Origin of the sequence: Litorivivens sp., assembly GCF_041624475.1 — a bacterium.
Lineage (GTDB): Bacteria > Pseudomonadota > Gammaproteobacteria > Pseudomonadales > Spongiibacteraceae > Litorivivens.
In genome coordinates, this window is sequence record NZ_JBFJUX010000006.1 from 61,662 (window position 1) to 82,546 (window position 20,885).

A 20,885-nucleotide genomic window follows, 5' to 3' on the forward strand; every position below is an offset into this window, starting at 1 on the left:
CATGTTTTTTGAGAGCTTTGCAGAGCTGATGGTGATGGATGGGCACGGACCCTATGTCTGGTCGGCATACGCTATCACCCTGGCGACATTGATTGTGCTGGTGGTGCAACCCCTGGCGGCGAAGCGGCGGCAGCTGCGTGAACTGCGCGGCTTCCTGCGTCGCACGGAGGAGCAGTAATGCATCCTGTGCGGCGACAGCGTCTGGCCATCGTGCTGTTAATTGTTGCAGGTACCGCAGTGGCGGCAGCGCTGCTGGGTTATGCCCTGCGCGAGAATATCAATCTGTTCTACCCACCCTCTGATATCGCGGCAGGCAAGGCGCCGGTTGGGCGCGATATCCGTGCCGGCGGAATGGTGCTGGAAGGCAGTATAAAGCGCGCTACAGACAGCCTGCAGGTCAGTTTCATCGTCACCGATTACCAGGCCAATGTACCGGTCACCTACACCGGCATCCTGCCTGACCTGTTCAGCGAAGGGGAAGGGGTGGTGGTCTCGGGCCAGCTGGATGAAGCCGGCCTGTTTCATGCGGATCAGGTGTTGGCCAAACACGACGAGAACTACATGCCACCCGAAGTCAGCGATGCGCTGGAAAAAGCCAAAGCGCAAGCGCCGGCTCAATCCGGCGTCCAATCCAAGTCACAATACTGATGTTAGGGGCTAGATCCCGAGAGGTATGCATTGATTCCTGAGATAGGTCACTTCGCGCTGGTGCTTGCGTTATGTGCGTCACTGCTGCTGGCGGGCGTGCCGGCGTTGGGCTACGCCCTCGGTCACCAGACACTGCTGGCCAGCGCCAATCGCCTGGCGCTGATCCAGATGGCTCTGGTAAGCGTCTCCTTTGCCTGTCTGGCGGCGGCTTTTTTGGGGGATGATTTCAGTGTTGCTATCGTGGCCCTGCAATCCAACACCCAATTGCCCACACACTATAAATTTACTGCCCTGTGGGGCGGCCACGAAGGGTCGCTGCTGCTCTGGGTACTGATTCTGGCGGGCTGGACTGCGGCGGTTGCACTGACCGGAAAGCATATACCCCTGTCAGTCAAGGCAGTTGTGCTGGCGACCATGGGCGCGATTGCCGTTGGCTTTATCAGCTTCATGCTGTTTACCTCCAACCCCTTTGATCGCGAGCTGATTGCGACCCCGGCAGATGGCCAGGACCTGAACCCTCTGCTGCAGGATCCGGGTATGGTGATTCACCCGCCCATGCTGTATTTCGGCTATGTGGGTTTTTCCGTCGCTTTTGCCTTTGCCATCGCCGCGCTGGTACGTGGGCGGCTGGACGCGAGCTGGGCGCGCTGGGCGCGGCCCTGGACCAATATCGCCTGGGCTTTCCTCACCGCCGGTATCACCCTGGGCAGCTGGTGGGCCTATTACGAACTTGGCTGGGGCGGCTGGTGGTTCTGGGATCCGGTGGAGAATGCCTCGTTCATGCCCTGGTTGGTGGGCACAGCCCTGGTACATTCGCTGGCGGTGACGGAGAAGCGGGGCGCCTTTAAAAACTGGACCCTGTTGCTGGCAATCTTTGCCTTTTCCCTGAGTCTGCTCGGCACCTTTCTGGTGCGCTCGGGTGTGCTGACCTCGGTGCATTCCTTTGCCTCGGACCCGACGCGCGGGCTGTATATCCTAGGCTTCTTGTTGGTGGTGGTCGGCGGTTCGCTGACACTCTATGCCCTGCGGGCGCCGGAGTCAGAGTTTCGACCGACCTTTGCCAAGATCTCCCGGGAATCGCTGCTGTTGGCTAACAATATCCTGCTGGTCTGCGCGGCACTGGTGGTCTTGCTCGGGACCCTTTTTCCCTTGGTGATGGATTACCTTGGGCTGGGCAAGTACTCGGTGGGGCCGCCGTATTTCAATGCCATGTTTGTGCCGCTCGCCTGCGCTCTGGCACTACTGACCGGCTTTGGCATGTTCAGTCAGTGGAAGCGAACACGAGGTCTTAAAGCGCTGGTACGCGAGCCCTTGGTGCTTGCTCTGCTGGTCGCGCTGTTGCTGCCCTTCGCTTGGGGTGAGTGGCAGTGGCTGGCGGCCTTCGGTCTGTTCTTTGGTTTGTGGCTGGTGTTTGCCAGTGTGCGCAGTGTGATCCAACAGACGCGCACCGCAGCAAGCTGGAGCAAAGGCTTCAAGCGATTAAAACGCTCTTATCTCGGGATGATTCTGGCCCACGTGGGTTTTGGCGTGGCGGTGATGGGCGTTACGGTGGTGAGCCTGTATTCCTCTGAGCGTGACCTGCGCATGGCCGCGGGGGATTCTCTGGAGGTGGGAAGCTACCGGGTGGAGTTTCGCGGCACCTCGCCGGTCACCGGGCCGAACTACGCGGGTACCCAGGGTGATATCCGGCTCTGGTCGGAGGGCCGCGAAATTGCGCGTCTGCTGCCGGAAAAGCGTCGCTACCATGCGCGCGGAGAGCAGGTGATGACCGAGGCCGGCATCGATGCAGGCCTGTTGCGGGATGTGTATGTGGCGCTGGGTGAGCCCCTGGGTGACGCGGCGTGGGCGGTGCGGGTGCACTACAAACCGCTGGTTCGCTGGATCTGGCTCGGCGGCGCCCTGGTTGCCCTGGGCGGGCTGCTGGCGGTGACCGACAAACGCTACCGTCTGCAGCGCTTGCGAGAGGAGGTTTGATGTGGGGCGTTTGAAACTGTTTATTCCGCTGCTGGTATTTCTGCTGCTGGCAGCCCTGTTTTTTGCCGTCGAAACCGAAGTCAGTGAAGGGGAGTACGATCCAAAGGCATTGCCCTCGGCCCTGATCGGTCAGCCCTTTCCAACATTTCGCTTGCCTGCCTTGCTCGGCGAGCGTGAGGTGGATGAAAGTCTGCTCAAGGGCAAAGTCAGCATCGTCAATGTCTGGGCGACCTGGTGCCCAACCTGCCTCTATGAACACCCTTTCCTGGTTGCGCTGGCAGAGCGCGGCGAGGTGGCGGTCTACGGCATAAATTACAAGGATGATGCCGACAAGGCCCGGCAATGGCTTGCCTCCAAAGGCAACCCCTTCGCGGTCAATATTGTGGACGCCAGCGGTAAACTGGGCCTGGACCTCGGTGTGACCGGCGCGCCGGAAACCTTTGTTGTGGATAGCGCAGGCAGGGTACGCATGCGCTATCAGGGCGGGCTTGATGAAAAAATCTGGCAGCGCCACTTTGTGCCCCTGTTGGAGCAGATTGCGGCAGAGGAGGCGCTCTGATGCCCCGTCTGTTACTGGTGCTCTGCTTTGGTCTGCTACCGCTGGTTGCTCTGGCGGTGGTTGAGGCCTATCCCTTTGAGTCCGATGCCGAGCGCCGCCGCTACAATGCCCTGATTGACGAGCTGCGCTGTCCCAAGTGTCAGAATCAGAATCTGGCGGGCTCTGATGCGCCCATAGCAAAAGATTTGCGCGCGGAGGTTTACCGTTTGATCCGAGATGGCAAAAGCGATCAGGAGATTCTGACCTTTATGCACAGCCGCTATGGGGATTTCGTGCTCTATCGGCCGCGCCTGACACTGGAAACCGTTGCCCTGTGGTTGGGACCGCTGCTGCTGGTGCTGATTGGTGCTTTAGTCTGGTGGCGACTGTCGCGCGGCGTGGCAAAGCCCAGTGATGACAATGAAAGCCTGAGTGAAGCCGAACAGGCCAGGCTCAAGGCGGTGCTGGAGAAGCGGGATGACTGAATTATACGTCCTTGTTGCCGTCTTTGGCGCCGGTTTTGTCGCTGCGATCTGGTGGGCCTTGTCTGTAAGCCCCTCACCTTCGGCGCAGGCGGTTGCCGGCAGTGATGTATTTCGCCAGCGCCTGCAGGAGCTGGATGCCGAGCGCGAGCGCGGGGCCCTTGATGAAGCCCTGTTTCAGCAGCTGAAGACCGACCTCGAGCGGCAATTGTTGGAGGAGAGCACGGCAGCGGAACAGGCGCCGCGTCGGGAAGGTTTGGGCTTGCCGACCGTGGCGGGGCTGGCGTTGTTGTCTCTGCTTGTCGGTCTCGGGGTTTACCGACAACTGGGCGCCTGGCCTGAGCTGGAAGTGCGGCAGTTGCAGCAGTCGCTGGAAGGAAAGCGCCGTTTCTCTCCTGAAGATATCACCGAACTGTCTGAGGCCATTGCAACCAGCCTCCATTTTCGCCCGGATAACCCCGAGTTGCGCTACTGGTATGCCCAGCTGGCGATTGAGCAGGGCGACTACAACACGGCGGTTGACAGTTATCGCGAGCTTTTGGCGCAGGCGCCGGACAACCCGGCCATCATGGCACAGCTGGCCCAGGCCCTGTTTCTGCAGGCAGAGCGCCGCCTCAGCCCCGAGGCGCGAGAGCTGATGGAGCGGGCGGTTGCGCTGCAGCCGAATCAGACCACCGCCCTCGGCATGCTGGGCATGGACGCCTTTGAGCGGGAGGATTACGCGGCGGCGGTTGGTTACTGGTCCACTTTGCTCAGTAATCTGCATCCTCAGGCGCCACAGGCCGAGATTATTCGTCAGGCCCAGACCCGGGCCAAGCAGCTCGCGCTGGCCAGCGGCGATCTGTCCGGTATCGAAGTGGTGGTTGAAGCACCGGCAAACATTCCTCAGCAGGGGGTGCTCTATGTCTTTGCGAAAGCGGCAGATGGGGGCGCACTGCCTCTGGCGGTTGTGCGCAGCAGTCCGGCGGGCGAATGGCCCAAGCGCGTGGTACTGACCCCGGCCGACGCCATGCGTGCGGATATTTCCCTGAGCCAACACGAGCAAATTCAACTCACCGCCCGTTTGTCACTCTCTGGTGCGGTCACCCCGGCTAGCGGCGATCTGCAGGGTGAATCTGGAGCGCTGCGCTGGCGCGAGCACGAAGGACCGGTGCGACTGGTTCTGGATACGCGCATTCCCTGACAGCGTCCACTTCACAGCGGGCCGAGCTGCGGGGGCGGGAAAAAAAACCGTCCCCGGCGTAGAGCCTCCCGACAATACTCGTTAAACTAGCGCAAACTTTGCACAGGGCCGCTCCGGGTTCCTGCCCTGTGACAGTTTCAAGCTATTTAAAGAATAAAATCAATTAGATACTCTAATTACTGGTAGTCAATTCTATGCGTTTGAAATGCATCAAGCTGGCGGGCTTCAAGTCCTTTGTCGATCCGACCACGGTCTCTTTTCCCAGTAATCTGGCGGCCGTTGTCGGGCCGAATGGCTGTGGCAAGTCCAATATCATCGACGCGGTGCGCTGGGTGATGGGGGAGAGCTCGGCCAAGAACCTGCGCGGCGAGTCGATGACGGACGTAATTTTTAACGGCTCCGTCAATCGCAAAGAGGTGGGGCAAGCTTCCATCGAGCTGGTTTTTGATAACAGCGAAGGCAAGCTCGGCGGCGAGTACGCGAGCTTCAGCGAAATAGCTATCAAGCGCAAGGTTACGCGGGAAGGCACCTCCGAGTATTTCCTCAATGGCACCAAATGCCGTCGTCGCGACATCACCGATATCTTTCTCGGCACCGGTCTGGGGCCGCGCAGCTATGCCATTATCGAGCAGGGCATGATTTCCCGGCTGATCGAGGCCAAGCCGGAAGACCTGCGGGTGTTTATTGAAGAGGCTGCGGGTATCTCCAAGTACAAGGAGCGTCGCCGCGAAACCGAAAACCGGATGCGTCGCACTCGTGAGAATCTGGAGCGCCTGACCGACCTGCGCGACGAAATGGAGCGTCAGCTTCAGCACCTTGAGCGTCAGGCAAAGTCGGCAGAAAAGTATAAAGAATTCAAGGCTGAAGAGCGTCAACTTAAAGCGCAGCTTCAGGCTCTGCAGTGGCGCGGCATCAACGACAAGGTCGAACAGCGCGGCGCCCATATTCGCGATCTGGAAGTGGAAGTCGAGTCGGTGGTCACAGAGCGCCAGTCGATTGAAACCAACAGCGAGAAGCAGCGCGACAACCTGACCCAGCTCAATGATGCCCTGAATCAGGTGCAGGGGCGCTACTACAGTCTCGGCGCAGAAGTCAGTCGCATAGAGCAGAGCATCAAACATCAGCAGGATCGCGGCCGGCAACTGGCCGACGATCTGGACCGCGTCAACCGCGACTATGAGGAAGCAAAGTCTCACCTGACCAGTGATAGCGAGAAAGTCGGCCGCTGGCAGGAAGAGCTGGAAGGCGTAAGCCCCGAACTGGAGTTGGCTCAGGCCCAGGAAGAAGAGTCGCTGACTGCCTTGACCGAAGCGGAAGAAGCCCACAGCGACTGGCAGCAGCGCTGGGACGAGTTCAACCAGACCGCCGCCGCGCCGCGACAACAGGCGGAAGTGCAGCAGTCACGCATCCAGCATCTGGAGCTGACCCTGCAGCGGTTGCAGGACAAAATCCAGAAAACCGAAGCCGAAGGTGAAAGCCTCGTCGCCAGTGATGACGACGGTGAATTGGACGTTCTTCGCGAGCAGCTGGCCGAGATGGAGATGCAGGGTGAGGAGCGCCAGCAGCAGCTCGATAAGGTGCTGCCCGATATCGCCGAGGCGCGCGACAGCCTGCAGGGTCTGAACGACGAACAGAATACTGTGCGCAGTGAGCTGCAGACAATGAAAGGCCGTCGCGCTTCACTGGAGGCGCTGCAGCAGGCTGCCATGGGCCAGGGCGAGTCGGTTGAAAGCTGGCTGGCCGGCAATGATCTGGGTGACGCGCCACGCGCTGCAGAACAACTGGACGTTGAAAGTGGCTGGGAACAGGCCGTTGAAACAGTACTGGGGGATCGGCTGCAGGCTGTGACGGTCAGCGCGATAGATCAGCTGGCGGAGTCGCTGTCGGCGCTTAATAAAGGTCAGCTGACGCTGGTAGATGGAGCCGCCGGTCCGACGCGTACTGACAGTCTGGCGGCCAAATTGCGCGGCAACCAGGCACTGGCGTCAATATTGAGCAGCGTGCTCACCGCCGACACTCTCAGCGAGGCACTGGCCCGGCGCAGTGATCTTCAGGCCGGTGAGTCCCTGATTACCCCAGAGGGTGTCTGGGTTGGCCCGAACTGGGTGCGGGTAGCGCGCCCGGACGACAACGAACAGGGTGTTATCAAACGCCAGCAGGAACTTCAGGAGCTGAGCGAACGCATTGCCGAGTTTGAGGAACGCCTGCAACACATTGATCGGGAGCTGCACGCCAAGCGCGACGCCATTGGCGATATGGAAGCCCAGCGTGACCAGTTGCAGCGCGAGATCCAGCAGCACAGCCGCCAGCACGGTGAACTGAATTCGCGCTTGAGCGCCCAACAGGCCCGTATTGAGCAGATTAACACCCGCCGGGAACGCCTGCGTACCGATCTGGAAGAGCAACGCGCTCAATACCGTCAGGAACAGGAATCCCTGAGCGAAGCCCGGGCGGTATTGTCGGAAGCGATCGAAGCCATGGAAATGGATTCGGGGCGTCGCGAGGAATTGATGCGCGAGCGCGACGAGCTGCGCGCGACCCTGGATTCAGCCCGTCAGAAAGCCCGTCACGATAAAGATCACGCGCATCAGCTGGCCATGCGTTCCCAGAGTTTGAACGCTCAGCTTGAGTCTGTCGCTCAGGCTATTGCCCGGGCCAATGATCAGGTGGCCTTGCTGGAAAAACGCCGAGAAGAGATCAAGGAAGCCCTGGCGCAGAGCGGTGATCCAATTGAAGAAATGCGCCTCGAACTGGAGGAGCGTCTGGAACAGCGCCTCACCGTAGAGGAAGAGCTGCAGGAAGCCCGGCGCAAGGTCGACAGCGTCGATCACATCATGCGCGAGCTGGATCGCAAGCGCACCGAGGTGGACAACCGCCTGCAGACTGCCCGGAGCAAGCTGGAACAGGCCCGGCTCGAAAACCAGGAGCTGCAGGTGCGCCGTCGCACCCTGCAGGAGCAGCTGGCCGAAGGGCAACACGATCTGGAAGAGGTGTTGCAAGGCCTGCCTGAAGAGGCGACCGAGAGCGAATGGCAGAGCCAGCTGGAACAGGTTGCCCGCCGGATTGAGCGCCTTGGTGCCATTAACCTGGCAGCCATCGACGAGTATCAGTCTCAGTCCGAGCGCAAGCGCTATCTCGATGCCCAGAATGACGATTTGATTGAGGCGCTGGAGACCCTGGAGGCTGCCATCCGTCGCATCGACCGTGAGACTCGCAACCGCTTCAAGGAAACCTTTGACCAGGTCAATACTGGCCTGCAGGAACTGTTCCCTAAAGTTTTTGGCGGTGGCAGTGCCTATCTGGAAATGACTGGCGACGACCTGCTGGATACCGGTATTGCCATCATGGCGCGCCCACCGGGCAAGAAAAACAGCACCATCCACCTGCTCTCCGGTGGTGAAAAGGCGCTGACGGCGATAGCGCTGGTCTTTTCCATATTCCGTCTGAACCCGGCTCCGTTCTGTATGCTGGATGAGGTGGATGCGCCGCTGGATGATGCCAACGTGGGTCGCTACGCGCGCATGGTTCAGGAAATGTCAGATCAGGTGCAATTCATCTTTATCACCCACAACAAGATCGCCATGGAAATGGCCGAGCAGCTGATGGGTGTGACGATGCACGAACCCGGGGTGTCGCGCTTGGTTTCCGTGGACCTGGAAGAGGCGGCCGAAATGGCGGCCATGTAGGCCGACCGGGTCTGGTAAATTGTCAGCTGGCATGTCAGCGCAAGCGGTGCCAGAATATCGCAATCTTGGTTATACGTCTGGCAGTCATAACACTTTCAGTCACTTAGGGGGGAGCGCGGGGAGTCGATGGAACTGAACGTCAGAGACTGGTTGATCATCCTGGGTGGTCTGGTTGCAGCGGGCTTTGTGCTCGATGCCTACCGCCGGGTGCGCGCAGGTTATAGCGACAAGCTCCGCATGTCGGCAAAGCAGCGCGATGAAGAAGACCTGGAGCTGAACAACCCCGAACTGCCTGGTGGTGGCGCGCGGGTAGTCTCGCGTTCCAAGGCTGTTCCCAGCTATGAGGTGCAGGACAGCGATGAGCGGGCTGATTCTGATGGCCCGGTTCCGGTGTTGATGGATTCTGTGGATTCTGAACCGGCAATCGCCGATCCCGCGCCGGCGGAGAAACCATCCGCTAAACAGTCGCTGGGTGAGCTGGCCGAAACACCGACCGCCGAAAACCTGAAAACGGCGCCCGCAGAACCCGAGTCATCCCCAGAGCCTGTCGCAAAAACCGCAAAGACAGAAAAGGCCGGGGCGGCTGCTCCGAAGACTGAACCTGAGTCGAATCCCGAACTTAAATCCCGGCCTAAAACTGAACCCGCTGTCTCGAAAAAGCATGTGCCTGAAAACAAGCGCAAGGTTGACGAGAAGAAGGCAGAAAAAACCGTTCCCGAAGAAATCATTGTGTTGCATGTGGTGGCACCTGAAGGCGGTTCGCTGGCGGGTGCGCCCTTGCTGCAGATTCTGCTCGCCTGCGATGTGCGCTTTGGCCGCATGAATATTTTTCATCGTTATGAAGAGGCCGGTGGTGAAGGGGCGGAGCAGTTCAGTGTAGTGAATATGGTGGCGCCCGGGACCTTTGATCTGGATGCCATGGAAAACTTTTCGACCCCGGGCATCAGCTTCTTTATGAGCCTGCCGGGGCCCAAAGACCCGATTAAAGCTTTCGACTGCATGGTGGAAACGGCACAGGTTGTGGTCAAAAATCTGCGCGGCGAATTGCACGATGAAGCGCACAGCGTGTGCACCACACAGACATTGGAGCATTTGCGCCAGCGCATCCGCGATTTCGAGCGCCGTCAGCTCACGCTGGTGTGACGCCCTCACTGAATAATTAGATACAACATGACTGACAACGATGTGCGCGCCCGGGCCGAGGCCCTGCGCGCAGCACTGACCGAGCACAATCACAACTACTATGTCCTCGACGCTCCCTCGATTCCTGACGTGGAGTACGATCGCCTGTTTCAGGAGCTGGTCGCAATTGAGGCCGACTATCCCGAACTGAAAACGCCGGATTCGCCCACGCAGCGAGTGGGCGGTGAGGTGCTGGGCGCCTTTGAAGAAGTCGAACACGTGGTGCCCATGCTCTCGCTCGACAACGTGTTTGACGAGCAGGGCTTGCGGGATTTCGAACAGCGTATCCACTCCCGTCTTGGCAGTGATGAACCACTGGTGTTCGCCTGTGAGCCGAAGCTCGACGGCATCGCGGTCAGCCTGCTCTACGAAAACGGCGTGCTGGTGCGCGCCGCCACGCGCGGCGATGGCAAGCGCGGTGAAAATATCACCAGCAATGTTAAAACCATCGCCTCTGTACCGTTGAAGCTGCGCGGCAAAGGGTGGCCAGACGAGCTAGAAGTGCGCGGCGAAATCTACATGCCCAGAGCCGGTTTTGAGAAAATGAATGAAGCCGCCCGAGAAAAGGGCGAAAAGGTTTTTGTGAACCCACGCAATGCCGCTGCCGGCAGCCTGCGTCAGCTGGACAGCAAAATCACCGCCAGCCGTCCGCTGGAGCTGGGTGTGTACAGCGTTGCCCTGCGCGATGACAAAAGCCCTTTCAACCATCACAGTGAAAATCTGAAAGCCTTGTCTGAATGGGGCTTTCGGGTCAGCGCAGAATTGCGGACTGTCGACGGTGCAGAGGGTTGTCTGGAGTACTACGAGTATCTGCTCGGTAAGCGCGACCAGTTGCCCTACGATATCGACGGTATTGTTTTCAAAATCGATGATATCAATCTGCAGCGCAAACTCGGTTTTGTGTCGCGGGCGCCGCGCTGGGCGATAGCCCATAAATTTCCGGCGCAGGAAGAAATTACCGTTTTGCGGGATGTCGAATTTCAGGTCGGTCGCACAGGAGCTATTACTCCGGTTGCGCGGCTGGAGCCGGTATTTGTGGGCGGTGTCACCGTCAGCAATGCGACCCTGCATAACTATGATGAAATTCAGCGGCTCGACGCGCGCATCGGCGACACGGTTATTGTGCGCCGCGCCGGCGATGTGATTCCGCAGGTTGTGCAGGTTGTAGTTGAGCGCCGGCCAGAGAATGCCCGTTTAATCGAAATGCCGAGCACCTGTCCGGTTTGCGGCAGCGAAGCTGAGCGGGTTGAAGGCGAAGCCGTGACCCGCTGCACCGGCGGACTGGTTTGCGGCGCCCAGCGCAGTCAGGCGATCAAACATTTCGCCTCGCGCAAGGCGATGGATATTGAAGGCCTCGGCGACAAGCTGGTGGATGCGCTGGTCGAAAAAGAGTTGGTCGAGCACCCGGGTGATCTTTATACACTCGATCTCGACACTCTGGCGGGGCTAGAGCGCATGGGGCAGAAGTCGGCGCAAAACCTGATCGATGCTCTGGAGAAAAGCAAAGCTACAAGCTTGCCGGCGTTTATCTACGCGCTGGGGATACGGGAAGTCGGGGAGGCCACCGCACTCAATCTCGCTCAGTACTTCGGAGACCTTGAACAAATCATGGCTGCCGATGAGGCGGCATTGGTTGAGGTGCCTGATGTAGGTCCGATCGTCGCCTCGCATATCGCAAACTTCTTTGCAGAAGACCACAACCGGGGCGTGATCAGCGCACTGCGAGCGGCCGGCGTGCACTGGCCCACGATTGAGGTAAAGAGCGTCGAGGAGCTACCTTTGGCGGGGCAGACCTGGGTGGTAACCGGCACGCTGGAGGCCATGACCCGCGACCAGGCCAAAGCTCGGTTGCAAGCGCTGGGCGCCAAGGTGGCGGGCAGTGTTTCGGCCAAAACCCAGTGTCTGATCGCGGGTCCCGGCGCCGGCTCAAAGCTCGCCAAGGCGGAGAAACTCGGCGTTGAGGTTATCGACGAAGCGGCCTTTCTGGTCAGGTTAGAGGAGTGGGAGACATGACGCGCTGGCTGGCGCTGCTGGCTTTGGCCTTGTTGACTGGTTGCGCCACGCCGCCGAGCAATGTCGATGATATCTGCGAGATCTTCCGGGAAAAAGACGACTGGTACGGCGATGCCCAGAAGGCCTCAGAACGCTGGGGCTCACCCATACCCACCATGATGGCAATTATGCATCAGGAGTCGCGTTTTCGCGCCAAGGCCAAACCGCCGCGTAAGTATTTTCTCTGGGTTATTCCTGCAGGGCGCATTTCCGATGCCTACGGCTTCCCCCAGGCTAAGGACGCTACTTGGGACTGGTACCGGGACAAGGCCGGGCGTTGGGGCGCTGATCGAGACGATTTTGGCGACGCCATCGACTTCATCGGCTGGTACAACAAACAGTCGGCAAAAATGTGCAAGATCAATCCTGCCGACACCTATCACCTCTACCTCGCTTATCACGAGGGCCATGGTGGCTTTAATCGCCGTACTTTCAGCAATAAAGCCTGGCTCAAGCGGGTGGCACACAAGGTGTCGGCACGCTCCCAGAACTATACCCGCCAGCTGGCAGGGTGTCGGGAGGAGCTGGAGCGGGGCGGCTGGTTTTTTGGCTGGTTCTGACTCCGTCAGGCGCCTATGAAGGAATTTTTCATCTGCGGCACCTTTGTGTTGTTTTTCTACAGATCGGCTGTTTCGTTATACCAATGATTTATTTCGGAATTTTCCGGTAGATCAGCACATTTATTTGCTGAATTTTGACTATCAGTATGATGTAATCTTTCTGTTTTATCGGTTGCGTGGGCGTGTAAGCCCCAGCAGTCGGTGGTGTAAATCCTTAAATACACGACGGAAAGAGCTTTGAAACCCACAGACGTTAAAGACCCGGAATACTTCCACAAGGTGGTCGATTGCCAGTACGCCTGCCCGGCCCACACTCCCGTTCCCGAATATATCCGCCTGATTGCTGCTCAGCGCTACACCGAGGCCTACATGATCAACTGGGAATCCAATGTGTTTCCCGGCGTGCTCGGTCGAACCTGTGACCGGCCCTGTGAGCCAGCCTGTCGGCGGGGGCGCATCGAAGAAGAGCCGGTGGCGATCTGTCGCCTGAAGCGGGTAGCGGCTGACAACAAATCCAATATCGCTGAGCTTCTGCCTAAGATTCCCAAGGAAAAGAACGGCAAGAAAGTGGCTTTGCTGGGTGGTGGCCCTGCCTCCCTGACAGTGGCGCGCGATCTGATGCCCCTGGGTTACAGCATCGATCTCTACGATGACCAGCCTGCGGGTGGCGGTTTCATGCGCAGCCAGATTCCGGCCTTCCGTTTGCCGGAAGAGGTGCTGAACGAAGAGGTCAACATGATCCTCGATATGGGCGTGCTGACCCAGTTCAACACCTACGTCGACAGCCTGAAAAGCATTCTGGATAAAGATTACGACGCGGTTTTCGTCGGCACCGGCGCGCCTCGTGGCCGCGACCTGGATTTGCCGGGCCGTGAAGAGGCGGGTGCCAATATCCATATTGGTATTGACTGGCTGTCCAGCGTCGCCTTTGGTCATGTGTCTTCCGTGGGTAAACGGGTCGTCGTGATGGGCGGCGGGAATACCGCTATGGACTGCTGCCGCACCGCACGTCGCTTGGGTGGCGAGGATGTGAAGGTTGTGGTCCGCAGCCCCTTCGCTGATATGAAAGCCTCGCCCTGGGAAAAAGAAGATGCCATGCACGAGGGCATTCCGATTCTAGACAACCACGTGCCCCAGGAATTTCTGGTGGAAGACGGCAAGCTGGTGGGCGTCAAATTTGAAAAGGTAGAAGCCCAGTACGACGACAAGGGCAAGCGCTCGCTCGTGCCGACCGGCGAAGAGCCGGTCATCATCGAGTGCGATGATGTGCTGATGGCCATCGGGCAGGAGAACGCCTTCCCCTGGATTGAGCGGGATGTTGGGGTCGAGTTTGGCAAATGGGATATGCCGGTTGTCAACGAAGTGACTTTCCAGTCCACCAACCCGAAAGTCTTTTTCGGTGGCGACGCTGCATTCGGCCCCGAGAATGTGATTACCGCCGTGGCGCACGGCCATCAGGCCGCGATCTCGATTGATCTGTTCTGTCGCGGCGAGAGCGTGGATACGCGCCCGGCGCCCGGCGTTACCCTGGTCAGCCAGAAAATGGGTATTCACGAGTGGAGTTACGACAACGCGGTTGAAGACGACAAGCGCTATGTCGTTCCTCAAGCCGAGTTGAAGCGCACCCTGTCCGATCGCAAGCTCGAAGTTGAGCTGGGCTTTGACGCCGAAACAGCGCTGCGTGAGGCGCAGCGCTGTCTGAACTGCGATGTGCAGACGGTGTTTGCTGAAGACCGCTGCATCGAGTGCGATGCCTGTATCGACATCTGTCCGACCGATTGTCTGACCTTTGAAGTCAACGATGGCGAAGAAGAAGAGATCCGTCAGAAGTTGAAAATGCCTGCCAGCAATCTGGCGCAGGACATCTATGTATCAGAAGCGCTGCCAACCGGGCGGGCGATGATCAAGGATGAGAATGTCTGCCTGCACTGTGGATTGTGCGCCGAGCGCTGCCCAACCGCGGCCTGGGATATGCAGAAGTTTTACTACTCCGTGACCAAGGCGGGGCAATAGGGCAGATCAATGAATAGAATTCAAGCAGTCAACGATTTCGTTATCAAATTCGCAAACGTCAACGGTACCGGTTCGGCCAGCGCTAACAACATGTTTGCCAAGGCCCTGTTCCGTATGGGCCTGCCAGTCAGCCCCAAAAACATCTTCCCTTCCAATATTCAGGGGCTGCCGACCTGGTTTGAAGTGCGGGTCAGCGACAAGGGCTACCTGGGTCGCCGCGGCGGTGTGGATATCATGGTCTGCGTTAACCCGCAGAGCATGGCGAAAGATATTCGTGAGGTAGAGTCCGGTGGTTACTTCCTCTATGACTCGAGCAAGCCGATGGACCTGCGCATGGTGCGCAATGACATTAACATCATCGGCGTGCCGCTGACCGACATCTGTACTCGTGAGTACGCCGACCCGAGGCAGCGCCAGCTGTTTCGCAATATCATCTATGTAGGAGCTCTGGCAGCGCTGCTCGATATCGAATTCGACGTTCTGACCGGTATTGTCTCCGATCAGTTTCGCGGCAAGGAGAAACTGGTTGTACCTAATGTGCATGCCCTGGAGCTGGGTTATCACTATGCCCGCGAAAACTACGAGTGCCCTATTGGTATTCGCGTGGAGCGCCGCGATGCGGTGGGCGACAAGATCCTGATCGATGGCAATACCGCTGCCTCGCTGGGTGCCATTTACGGCGGTGCCACGGTGGCGGCCTGGTACCCGATTACGCCCTCAACGTCGGTGGTCGATGGTTTTGACAAGTACTGCAAGCGTCTGCGGATTGATCCGGGCAGTGGCGATAAAAACTACGCCATTGTGCAGGCAGAAGACGAACTGGCGGCCATCGGCATGGTTATCGGCGCAAGCTGGAACGGGGCGCGTGCCTTTACCGCTACCAGCGGTCCGGGCATTTCCCTGATGAGCGAGTTTCTCGGGCTGGCCTATTTTGCAGAGATCCCCACCGTGCTGATCGACGTGCAGCGGGCCGGCCCATCAACTGGCATGCCGACCCGAACACAGCAGTCGGATGTGCTGGCCTGTGCCTACGCCTCTCACGGTGATACAAAGCAGGTGCTGCTGTTCCCGTCGACACCGAAAGAGTGTTTTGACATGACTGCGGAAGCTTTCGATCTCGCCGAAACCCTACAGACGCCGGTGATTATGCTCACCGATCTGGATCTGGGCATGAATGACAATATGTCGGAGCCCTTGAGCTGGGAAGACGGTCGCCAGTACAAGCGCGGCAAGGTGCTCAGCGAAGAACAGCTGGAAAACATGGGTGAGCGCTTTGGTCGCTACCTGGATGTGGACGGCGACGGCATCCCTTATCGTACCTATCCCGGAACCCACCCGACCAAAGGCGCTTTCTTTACCCGCGGTACCTCGCGCGATGAGTATGCGGTGTATACCGAAGACGGTTCCGAATATGAAAGGAATATGCAGCGCCTGCTGAAAAAATGGGAAACAGCGAAAGACGCAGTACCCGCGCCGGAGCAGATAGGCAGTGGTAACGCGGTGGGTGTGATTCATTTTGGCACCAGCGCCGACTCCACCATGGAAGCCATCGATTATCTGGCGGAAGAGGGCATCAAGGTCGACAGCCTGCGTGTCAGGGCGTTTCCCTTTAACAAGGATGTTGAAGACTTTATCGAAAATCACGACACCGTATTTGTTATTGAGCAGAACCGCGATGCGCAGATGAAAACGCTGCTGGTTAACGAGTGCGAAGTATCGCCCAAGGATCTGATCTCGATTCTGAACTACGACGGCATGCCGATCACCGCACGCAAGATTCGCGAGCGTATCAATGCCGTTGTGCGTGGTGACAACGTCACCCCGTTGCACAAAAAAGCCGGTAGCAAGGAGTAATACGATGACCTACCAACGTCCCAACTTTCGTCATCCCGAACTGCCGGTCAACGAACTGGGTTATACCCGCAAAGACTACGAGGGTGCGCTGTCGACCCTGTGTGCCGGTTGCGGCCACGACTCGATCAGCGCTGCGATCGTGCAGGCCTGTTTTGAAATGTCGATTGAACCGCACAAGGTCGCGAAGCTGTCAGGCATAGGCTGTTCCTCAAAAACACCCACGTATTTTCTGGGTAATTCCCACGGTTTCAACTCCGTCCACGGCCGCATGCCGTCGGTTGCGACCGGCGCCAATCTGGCCAACCGCGACATGATCTATGTGGGGGTGTCCGGTGACGGCGATACGGCATCTATCGGCATGGGGCAGTTTACTCACGCCGTGCGCCGTAACCTGAACATGATGTATGTGGTGGAAAACAATGGTTGCTATGGCCTGACCAAGGGGCAGGATTCGGCGACGGCCGATGTCGGCTCGGCGAGCAAGAAAGGCGAGCCGAACCCCTTTGAGCCCATCGATCTGGTCAGTGTTGCGCTGCAGCTGGGTGCGACGTTTGTGGCGCGCAGCTTTTCCGGTGACCGGGCTCAGCTGGTACCGCTGATCAAGGCCGCTATCTCCCATCGCGGCTTCGCCTTTATCGATGTGGTTTCGCCTTGTGTAACTTTCAACAATAACCCGGCATCAACCAAGGGTTACGAGCACGTGCGTGAACATCTCGCTGCCACGGGGACAGTGGATTTTGTGCCGGTTAAACAGGAGATCACCACCAACTATCCGCCGGGTGAAGCCCAGGAAGTGACCTTGCACGATGGCTCTGTTGTGCATCTGCAGAAGGCTGATCCGGGGCTGGATATCAGCAGCCGTCGCTCAGCGCTGGGGCTGATCAAGGATTACAAAGCCAAAGATCAGATTCTTACCGGCTTGTTGTTTATGGACGAGGATTCCCGTGACCTGCACGAAATCATCGGCACCAGCAACAAACCGCTGCGTTCACTGGTGGAGAGTGATCTCTGTCCGGGGCAGAAAGTGCTCGACAACCTGAACGAAAGTTTGCGTTAAACCGTCCAGACCATCGCCTGCAGCAGCGGGCGATGGTCCCTTCTATCGCTTTTCAATCAGAACAGACTCTTCTTGAAGCTCAGGCTGCTGATACTTTAACCGGCACGCAGCTCATGCGCGGTATGCCCGAATAACGGTCGTAGGAGTCTTCGGTGCTGACCAGCAGCGAGGTGCTGCTGCCAATGGCTGCAATGTCACTGTTTTCGTCCGGCAGGCCACCGTAAGCATGGGCCATGGAAACCAGCCCATCGCGCAGTGAGGGGTCGCTGGCGACAATGCCGCTGACTTTGCCATGGGGTGATTCCAGCACAATCCGGTCGCCCTCACTCAGCCCCAGTTGGGTAATATCGTCCGGGTGGAGAAAGGCCGGATTGTAGGGCGGCGCGCCTTTGCTCAACGACGGAATATCGCGCAGCGACGAGTTGTAGGCATTCTTCATACGCCGGCAGATCAAGCGGAAGGGGTAGCCCTCGTGTTCGTGAACCTCCTCGAAAACCTCTTCCAGCTCGCTCATCATATCGCTGTTGCCGATATCCAGCCGTCCTGCCGTTTCCGGATTTTTCGGGGCGGCGGGAATGTCCTCGGGAAACAGGGCACCATCCGGGTGCTTTTTAACGTCCTCCAGGCTGATACGGGCATTGCTGGTGTAAAGGGCAAACAGTTCTTCCGTGGTCGGCTTGTTTTCCATATCGATCATTAGAAAGTCCTGCGGTTCGCGCAGGGGGGCTGTGGTCGAAGCGATGGGCACAGTGAACAGGCCGATGCCCAGTCGCTGTGCCAGGCCGTAGTAGAGCTCCCATTCTTCGATAAGATCCGAGCCTTCCGGCACGTCGGTCAGGGCTGGCGCGTACATGCCAAAGGGTTCGGTAAAACCCCAGTGGTAGCTGAAGGATTCCAAACGCTCGGCGGTCAAGGAAATGGAGGGCACCTCAAAAGACACCTTCGGCGCTATCACATAGTCTGCCAGCCGTGCCGTCGCAGACATTTTGATATCGATATGCACCAGCAGCTCAAGTTTTTTCAGGGCTTCAGCAGCTTTTTTCTGGTCGGGCCAGGCGGCGGCGGGATTACCGCCACAGGTAAACAAGGCTTTAACCTGGCCCTCGCCGTCCATCAGGATCTCATCGGCCAATGCAGCAGTTGGCATGCCGCAGGCTGACTGAGCCAGCCCCCGCACTCTAAGCTTCTCGCCCACGTCTTTGTAAGGTGTGGGGTTGGCCGCCTGGGCCACCGGTGTAGCGCGGGGCAGAAAAACCCCGGGATTGGCGACGGTTTCCCCTTCACGCAAAAAGCGACCGCAAAGGGTGTTCAGGCATTGCAGCAGGTATTCGACCAGTGAGCTGTGGCCCGACATGTTGGCGCCGGTGGCCCCTGCCGCGCAGCCGCGTTTGGCGCGGGCAAACACCCGGGCCGCTTCCGCAATTTGCTCAGCCGGGACATCGGCACGCTGGGCAGCGTAGGCAGGGGTATAGGCCTGGGTCGCGTTTTTAAGCTCGGCAAGCCCCCGCACGTTTTCGCTGACAAACTCGCTGTCATATAGCTCTTCATTGATGATGGTGTGAATCATCGCCGCGAGAATGGAGGCGTCTTCACCGGGCTTGGCTTGCAGGTGAATATGGGCACGTTTGGCGGTTTCGGTTCGGCGCGGGTCGATCACAATCAGCTTCATGCCGGCCTTGATTTCGTCGGTCAGCCGACGGGCCGGGTTCTGGCTGGGAATGCCTCCGGCCATGGTGACAATCGGGTTTCCGCCAACCATCAGCCAGGTGTCCGCTCCGGCGAAGGGCTGCGGGCCTGCCTGCCAGTGGCCCAGCATGGCAGCGGCAATATCCTTGCCCGGCTGGTCGATGGTGGCGCTGGCAAAGATCATGGGTGAGCCCAGTGCAGCGGTGAATACGCCCGCCATCTGGCCGGACAGCAGGTAGGGCGCTGAGTAAGTGCCGATATAAGTTGCCACCGAGCGGGGGCTGTTTTCGTCGAGGATCTTTTTCAGACGCTCGGCGATTTCGTCCATCGCCTGTTCCACCGGAATGGGGGCATAGCTGCCGTCACTCTGACGTTTCATGGAATGCAGGAGGCGGTCCGGGTGATTGATATGATCGGTCATGACCTGACCGCGGCGACAGCAGAAATTGTAAAAGGTGGGGCTATTGCGATTGCCGCTGATTTTAACCGGGCTTGCGCCGTCCATCTCTACGGTGACGGGGCAGCCGGCATGGCAGCTGCGACAGAGCGAGGGGGCGGTTGTGGTCATGGGTACATCCTGAAAGCAAAAGAGCGATATTGTAGTGTAGCGCTCAGGGTAGGGGTTTAACATTCTTTAACCTGATAAGTGGCTGCGAGTGGCTGTGCGAGTCTGAAAATTAAGGTTCTGTCACCCGGCCACAGCGGCAAGCGAGCTAGATTCAGGATACTTTTGAAAAAATGGTACAAGGCATGGCCGATTACAATAAGACTCTGCGCCAGGGCTGGAATGCATTCTGCGACGAGCTGAAAACTATCGGGGATATCGTTTTTGCCGACAATGTTCCTGCGGATGAAACGACTCGCAGCACCGGGATGCGGCTGTTGGCGCGCAATATCGCCTTGGCCCTGCAGTTTGAAGCCGAGAACACTGATCCCGAGCATCCGGAATTGCTGCATTATTTTGATCCCCTGCGAAAGCAGGGCGGCGACAATACCGATGCCCTGTATCTCGGAGCACCGGTCAACGGTAAGCACCGCTATCGGCTCAGCGGCAGACTTGGCTCCGCGCGATTTCTGGCAATTACCGTGCTGGAGGATGGTGATACGCCCTGGGGCGGCAAAGTGATTGCCAGCCTGTTTCGTGAGGATATCCACTGTGATGCAGAAGGACATTTCGAGCTGCATCTGAGCCCTGAGCCGCCACCTGAAAAAGCACGGCTTAATTGGGTTCAAACCACACCGCAGACCTACCGCATCACCATTCGCCAGTTCTTTGCCGACTGGCTCAACGAAGAACCAATGGCGGCGATGATTGAATGCCTGACCGCTGATGGACCGCCCGCACCGCCAAACAGTCTGGACGTCAGCAGAAAATTGCAGCGCAGCGCGGAATGGCTGCGCTGGTCGGTGTCGTACTGGGTGGAGCAGATCAACAAATGGCGCGCGCAGCCGAATGTTTTTTTTGCTTACAACGAGCTGGATGAGAATACCATCGACGCGACGCCGGGCGGCTTGCCGCTGATTGCCAACTGGTGCATGGGCGATGATGAGGCCGCCGTCGTGCGGGTTACTCCTCCCAGAGCAGCCTACTGGGCGGTGGAGTTCGGAAACTTCTGGTGGGAGAGCATGGACTACCGCTATCGATTGTGCAGCACCAATTGCCATCACGCAGTACTGGAAGCCTCTGGTGAGCTTTTACTGGTCATTGCCGCGAATGATCCCGGTGTCCCGAACTGGCTTGATAGCAGCGGTTATCCAGAGGGCTATATCACCTTTCGCTGGGTCGGTGCAGACAGCTATCCCCGCCCAACGTTTGAGGTCGTGCCGATAAAAGATTTGTACGGAGCGCTGCCGGAAAACGTAAAAACGCTGTCGCCTGAAGAAAGAAAACAGCAGTTGCGTGAGCGCAGGCTCGGCGTTATTCGCCGTTTTGGGTATTGACGTGAAGACTTCAAAGAGAAGGGTAGCCC

Annotated in this window: 15 protein-coding genes; 14 read left to right on the top strand and 1 reads right to left on the bottom strand. The window is 58.4% G+C overall.

Annotated features, from left to right (window positions below; translation table 11 throughout):
- Position 1: 1 nt before the first annotated feature.
- The 13 genes from ccmD (at position 2) to ABY734_RS08810 (ending at position 17,229) form a co-directional block, all read left to right on the top strand.
- Entirely contained in the window at positions 2–178 is a 177-nt protein-coding gene (gene ccmD, locus ABY734_RS08750; RefSeq protein WP_372778605.1) for a heme exporter protein CcmD, read from the top strand.
- Complete coding sequence (gene ccmE / locus ABY734_RS08755) at positions 178–648, top strand: cytochrome c maturation protein CcmE (RefSeq protein ID WP_372778606.1); 471 nt, start codon at positions 178–180, stop codon at positions 646–648. Before ccmD ends, ccmE begins: the two co-directional genes overlap by 1 nt.
- Positions 649–678: 30 nt before the next feature.
- Positions 679–2,622, top strand: coding sequence for a heme lyase CcmF/NrfE family subunit (locus tag ABY734_RS08760; RefSeq protein WP_372778607.1), 1,944 nt, complete (start codon positions 679–681; stop codon positions 2,620–2,622).
- 1 nt (position 2,623) lies between these two features.
- Positions 2,624–3,181 carry a DsbE family thiol:disulfide interchange protein gene (locus tag ABY734_RS08765; protein ID WP_372778608.1) on the top strand — a complete coding sequence of 186 codons (558 nt, stop codon included), beginning with the start codon at positions 2,624–2,626 and terminating at the stop codon, positions 3,179–3,181.
- The gene (locus ABY734_RS08770) at positions 3,181–3,645 is read left to right on the top strand and encodes a cytochrome c-type biogenesis protein (protein ID WP_372778609.1); all 465 of its coding nucleotides are present in this window, start codon (positions 3,181–3,183) and stop codon (positions 3,643–3,645) included. Before ABY734_RS08765 ends, ABY734_RS08770 begins: the two co-directional genes overlap by 1 nt.
- Positions 3,638–4,825, top strand: coding sequence for a c-type cytochrome biogenesis protein CcmI (gene ccmI, locus ABY734_RS08775; protein WP_372778610.1), 1,188 nt, complete (start codon positions 3,638–3,640; stop codon positions 4,823–4,825). Before ABY734_RS08770 ends, ccmI begins: the two co-directional genes overlap by 8 nt.
- A 194-nt stretch (positions 4,826–5,019) precedes the next feature.
- Positions 5,020–8,511, top strand: coding sequence for a chromosome segregation protein SMC (smc, locus tag ABY734_RS08780; protein WP_372778612.1), 3,492 nt, complete (start codon positions 5,020–5,022; stop codon positions 8,509–8,511).
- A 126-nt stretch (positions 8,512–8,637) separates the two neighbouring features.
- On the top strand, positions 8,638–9,654 hold the full coding sequence (gene zipA / locus ABY734_RS08785) for a cell division protein ZipA (protein ID WP_372778613.1): 1,017 nt from the start codon (positions 8,638–8,640) through the stop codon (positions 9,652–9,654).
- Between the two features lie 27 nt (positions 9,655–9,681).
- On the top strand, positions 9,682–11,706 hold the full coding sequence (gene ligA, locus ABY734_RS08790) for an NAD-dependent DNA ligase LigA (protein ID WP_372778614.1): 2,025 nt from the start codon (positions 9,682–9,684) through the stop codon (positions 11,704–11,706).
- The gene (locus tag ABY734_RS08795) at positions 11,703–12,305 is read left to right on the top strand and encodes a transglycosylase SLT domain-containing protein (RefSeq protein ID WP_372778615.1); all 603 of its coding nucleotides are present in this window, start codon (positions 11,703–11,705) and stop codon (positions 12,303–12,305) included. The genes ligA and ABY734_RS08795 overlap by 4 nt, the downstream gene beginning before the upstream one ends.
- A 237-nt stretch (positions 12,306–12,542) precedes the next feature.
- The gene (locus ABY734_RS08800; protein ID WP_372778616.1) at positions 12,543–14,318 is read left to right on the top strand and encodes an FAD-dependent oxidoreductase; all 1,776 of its coding nucleotides are present in this window, start codon (positions 12,543–12,545) and stop codon (positions 14,316–14,318) included.
- Positions 14,319–14,327: 9 nt separating this feature from the next.
- Positions 14,328–16,172 carry a 2-oxoacid:acceptor oxidoreductase subunit alpha gene (locus tag ABY734_RS08805; protein WP_372778617.1) on the top strand — a complete coding sequence of 615 codons (1,845 nt, stop codon included), beginning with the start codon at positions 14,328–14,330 and terminating at the stop codon, positions 16,170–16,172.
- Between the two features lie 4 nt (positions 16,173–16,176).
- Complete coding sequence (locus ABY734_RS08810; RefSeq protein ID WP_372778618.1) at positions 16,177–17,229, top strand: 2-oxoacid:ferredoxin oxidoreductase subunit beta; 1,053 nt, start codon at positions 16,177–16,179, stop codon at positions 17,227–17,229.
- Between the two features lie 79 nt (positions 17,230–17,308).
- On the opposite strand, the gene ABY734_RS08815 is transcribed toward ABY734_RS08810, so the two are convergent.
- Positions 17,309–19,483, bottom strand: a complete 2,175-nt coding sequence (locus tag ABY734_RS08815; protein WP_372778619.1) for a molybdopterin-dependent oxidoreductase — start codon at positions 19,481–19,483, stop codon at positions 17,309–17,311.
- Between the two features lie 182 nt (positions 19,484–19,665).
- Here ABY734_RS08815 and ABY734_RS08820 point away from each other — a divergent pair, with 182 nt between their 5' ends.
- Complete coding sequence (locus ABY734_RS08820; RefSeq protein ID WP_372778620.1) at positions 19,666–20,856, top strand: DUF1214 domain-containing protein; 1,191 nt, start codon at positions 19,666–19,668, stop codon at positions 20,854–20,856.
- The last annotated feature ends 29 nt before the right edge of the window (positions 20,857–20,885 follow it).

Excerpts from the sequence above, each read along its gene's own strand:
- ABY734_RS08795 (WP_372778615.1), top strand. The coding sequence starts at position 11,703 with ATGACGCGCTGGCTGGCGCTGCTGGCTTTGGCCTTGTTGACTGGTTGC.
- ABY734_RS08770 (WP_372778609.1), top strand. The coding sequence starts at position 3,181 with ATGCCCCGTCTGTTACTGGTGCTCTGCTTTGGTCTGCTACCGCTGGTT.
- ccmI (WP_372778610.1), top strand. The coding sequence starts at position 3,638 with ATGACTGAATTATACGTCCTTGTTGCCGTCTTTGGCGCCGGTTTTGTC.
- ccmD (WP_372778605.1), top strand. The coding sequence starts at position 2 with ATGTTTTTTGAGAGCTTTGCAGAGCTGATGGTGATGGATGGGCACGGA.
- ligA (WP_372778614.1), top strand. The coding sequence starts at position 9,682 with ATGACTGACAACGATGTGCGCGCCCGGGCCGAGGCCCTGCGCGCAGCA.
- zipA (WP_372778613.1), top strand. The coding sequence starts at position 8,638 with ATGGAACTGAACGTCAGAGACTGGTTGATCATCCTGGGTGGTCTGGTT.
- ABY734_RS08805 (WP_372778617.1), top strand. The coding sequence starts at position 14,328 with ATGAATAGAATTCAAGCAGTCAACGATTTCGTTATCAAATTCGCAAAC.
- ccmE (WP_372778606.1), top strand. The coding sequence starts at position 178 with ATGCATCCTGTGCGGCGACAGCGTCTGGCCATCGTGCTGTTAATTGTT.
- ABY734_RS08820 (WP_372778620.1), top strand. The coding sequence starts at position 19,666 with ATGGCCGATTACAATAAGACTCTGCGCCAGGGCTGGAATGCATTCTGC.
- ABY734_RS08815 (WP_372778619.1), bottom strand. The coding sequence starts at position 19,483 with ATGACCACAACCGCCCCCTCGCTCTGTCGCAGCTGCCATGCCGGCTGC.
- smc (WP_372778612.1), top strand. The coding sequence starts at position 5,020 with ATGCGTTTGAAATGCATCAAGCTGGCGGGCTTCAAGTCCTTTGTCGAT.
- ABY734_RS08810 (WP_372778618.1), top strand. The coding sequence starts at position 16,177 with ATGACCTACCAACGTCCCAACTTTCGTCATCCCGAACTGCCGGTCAAC.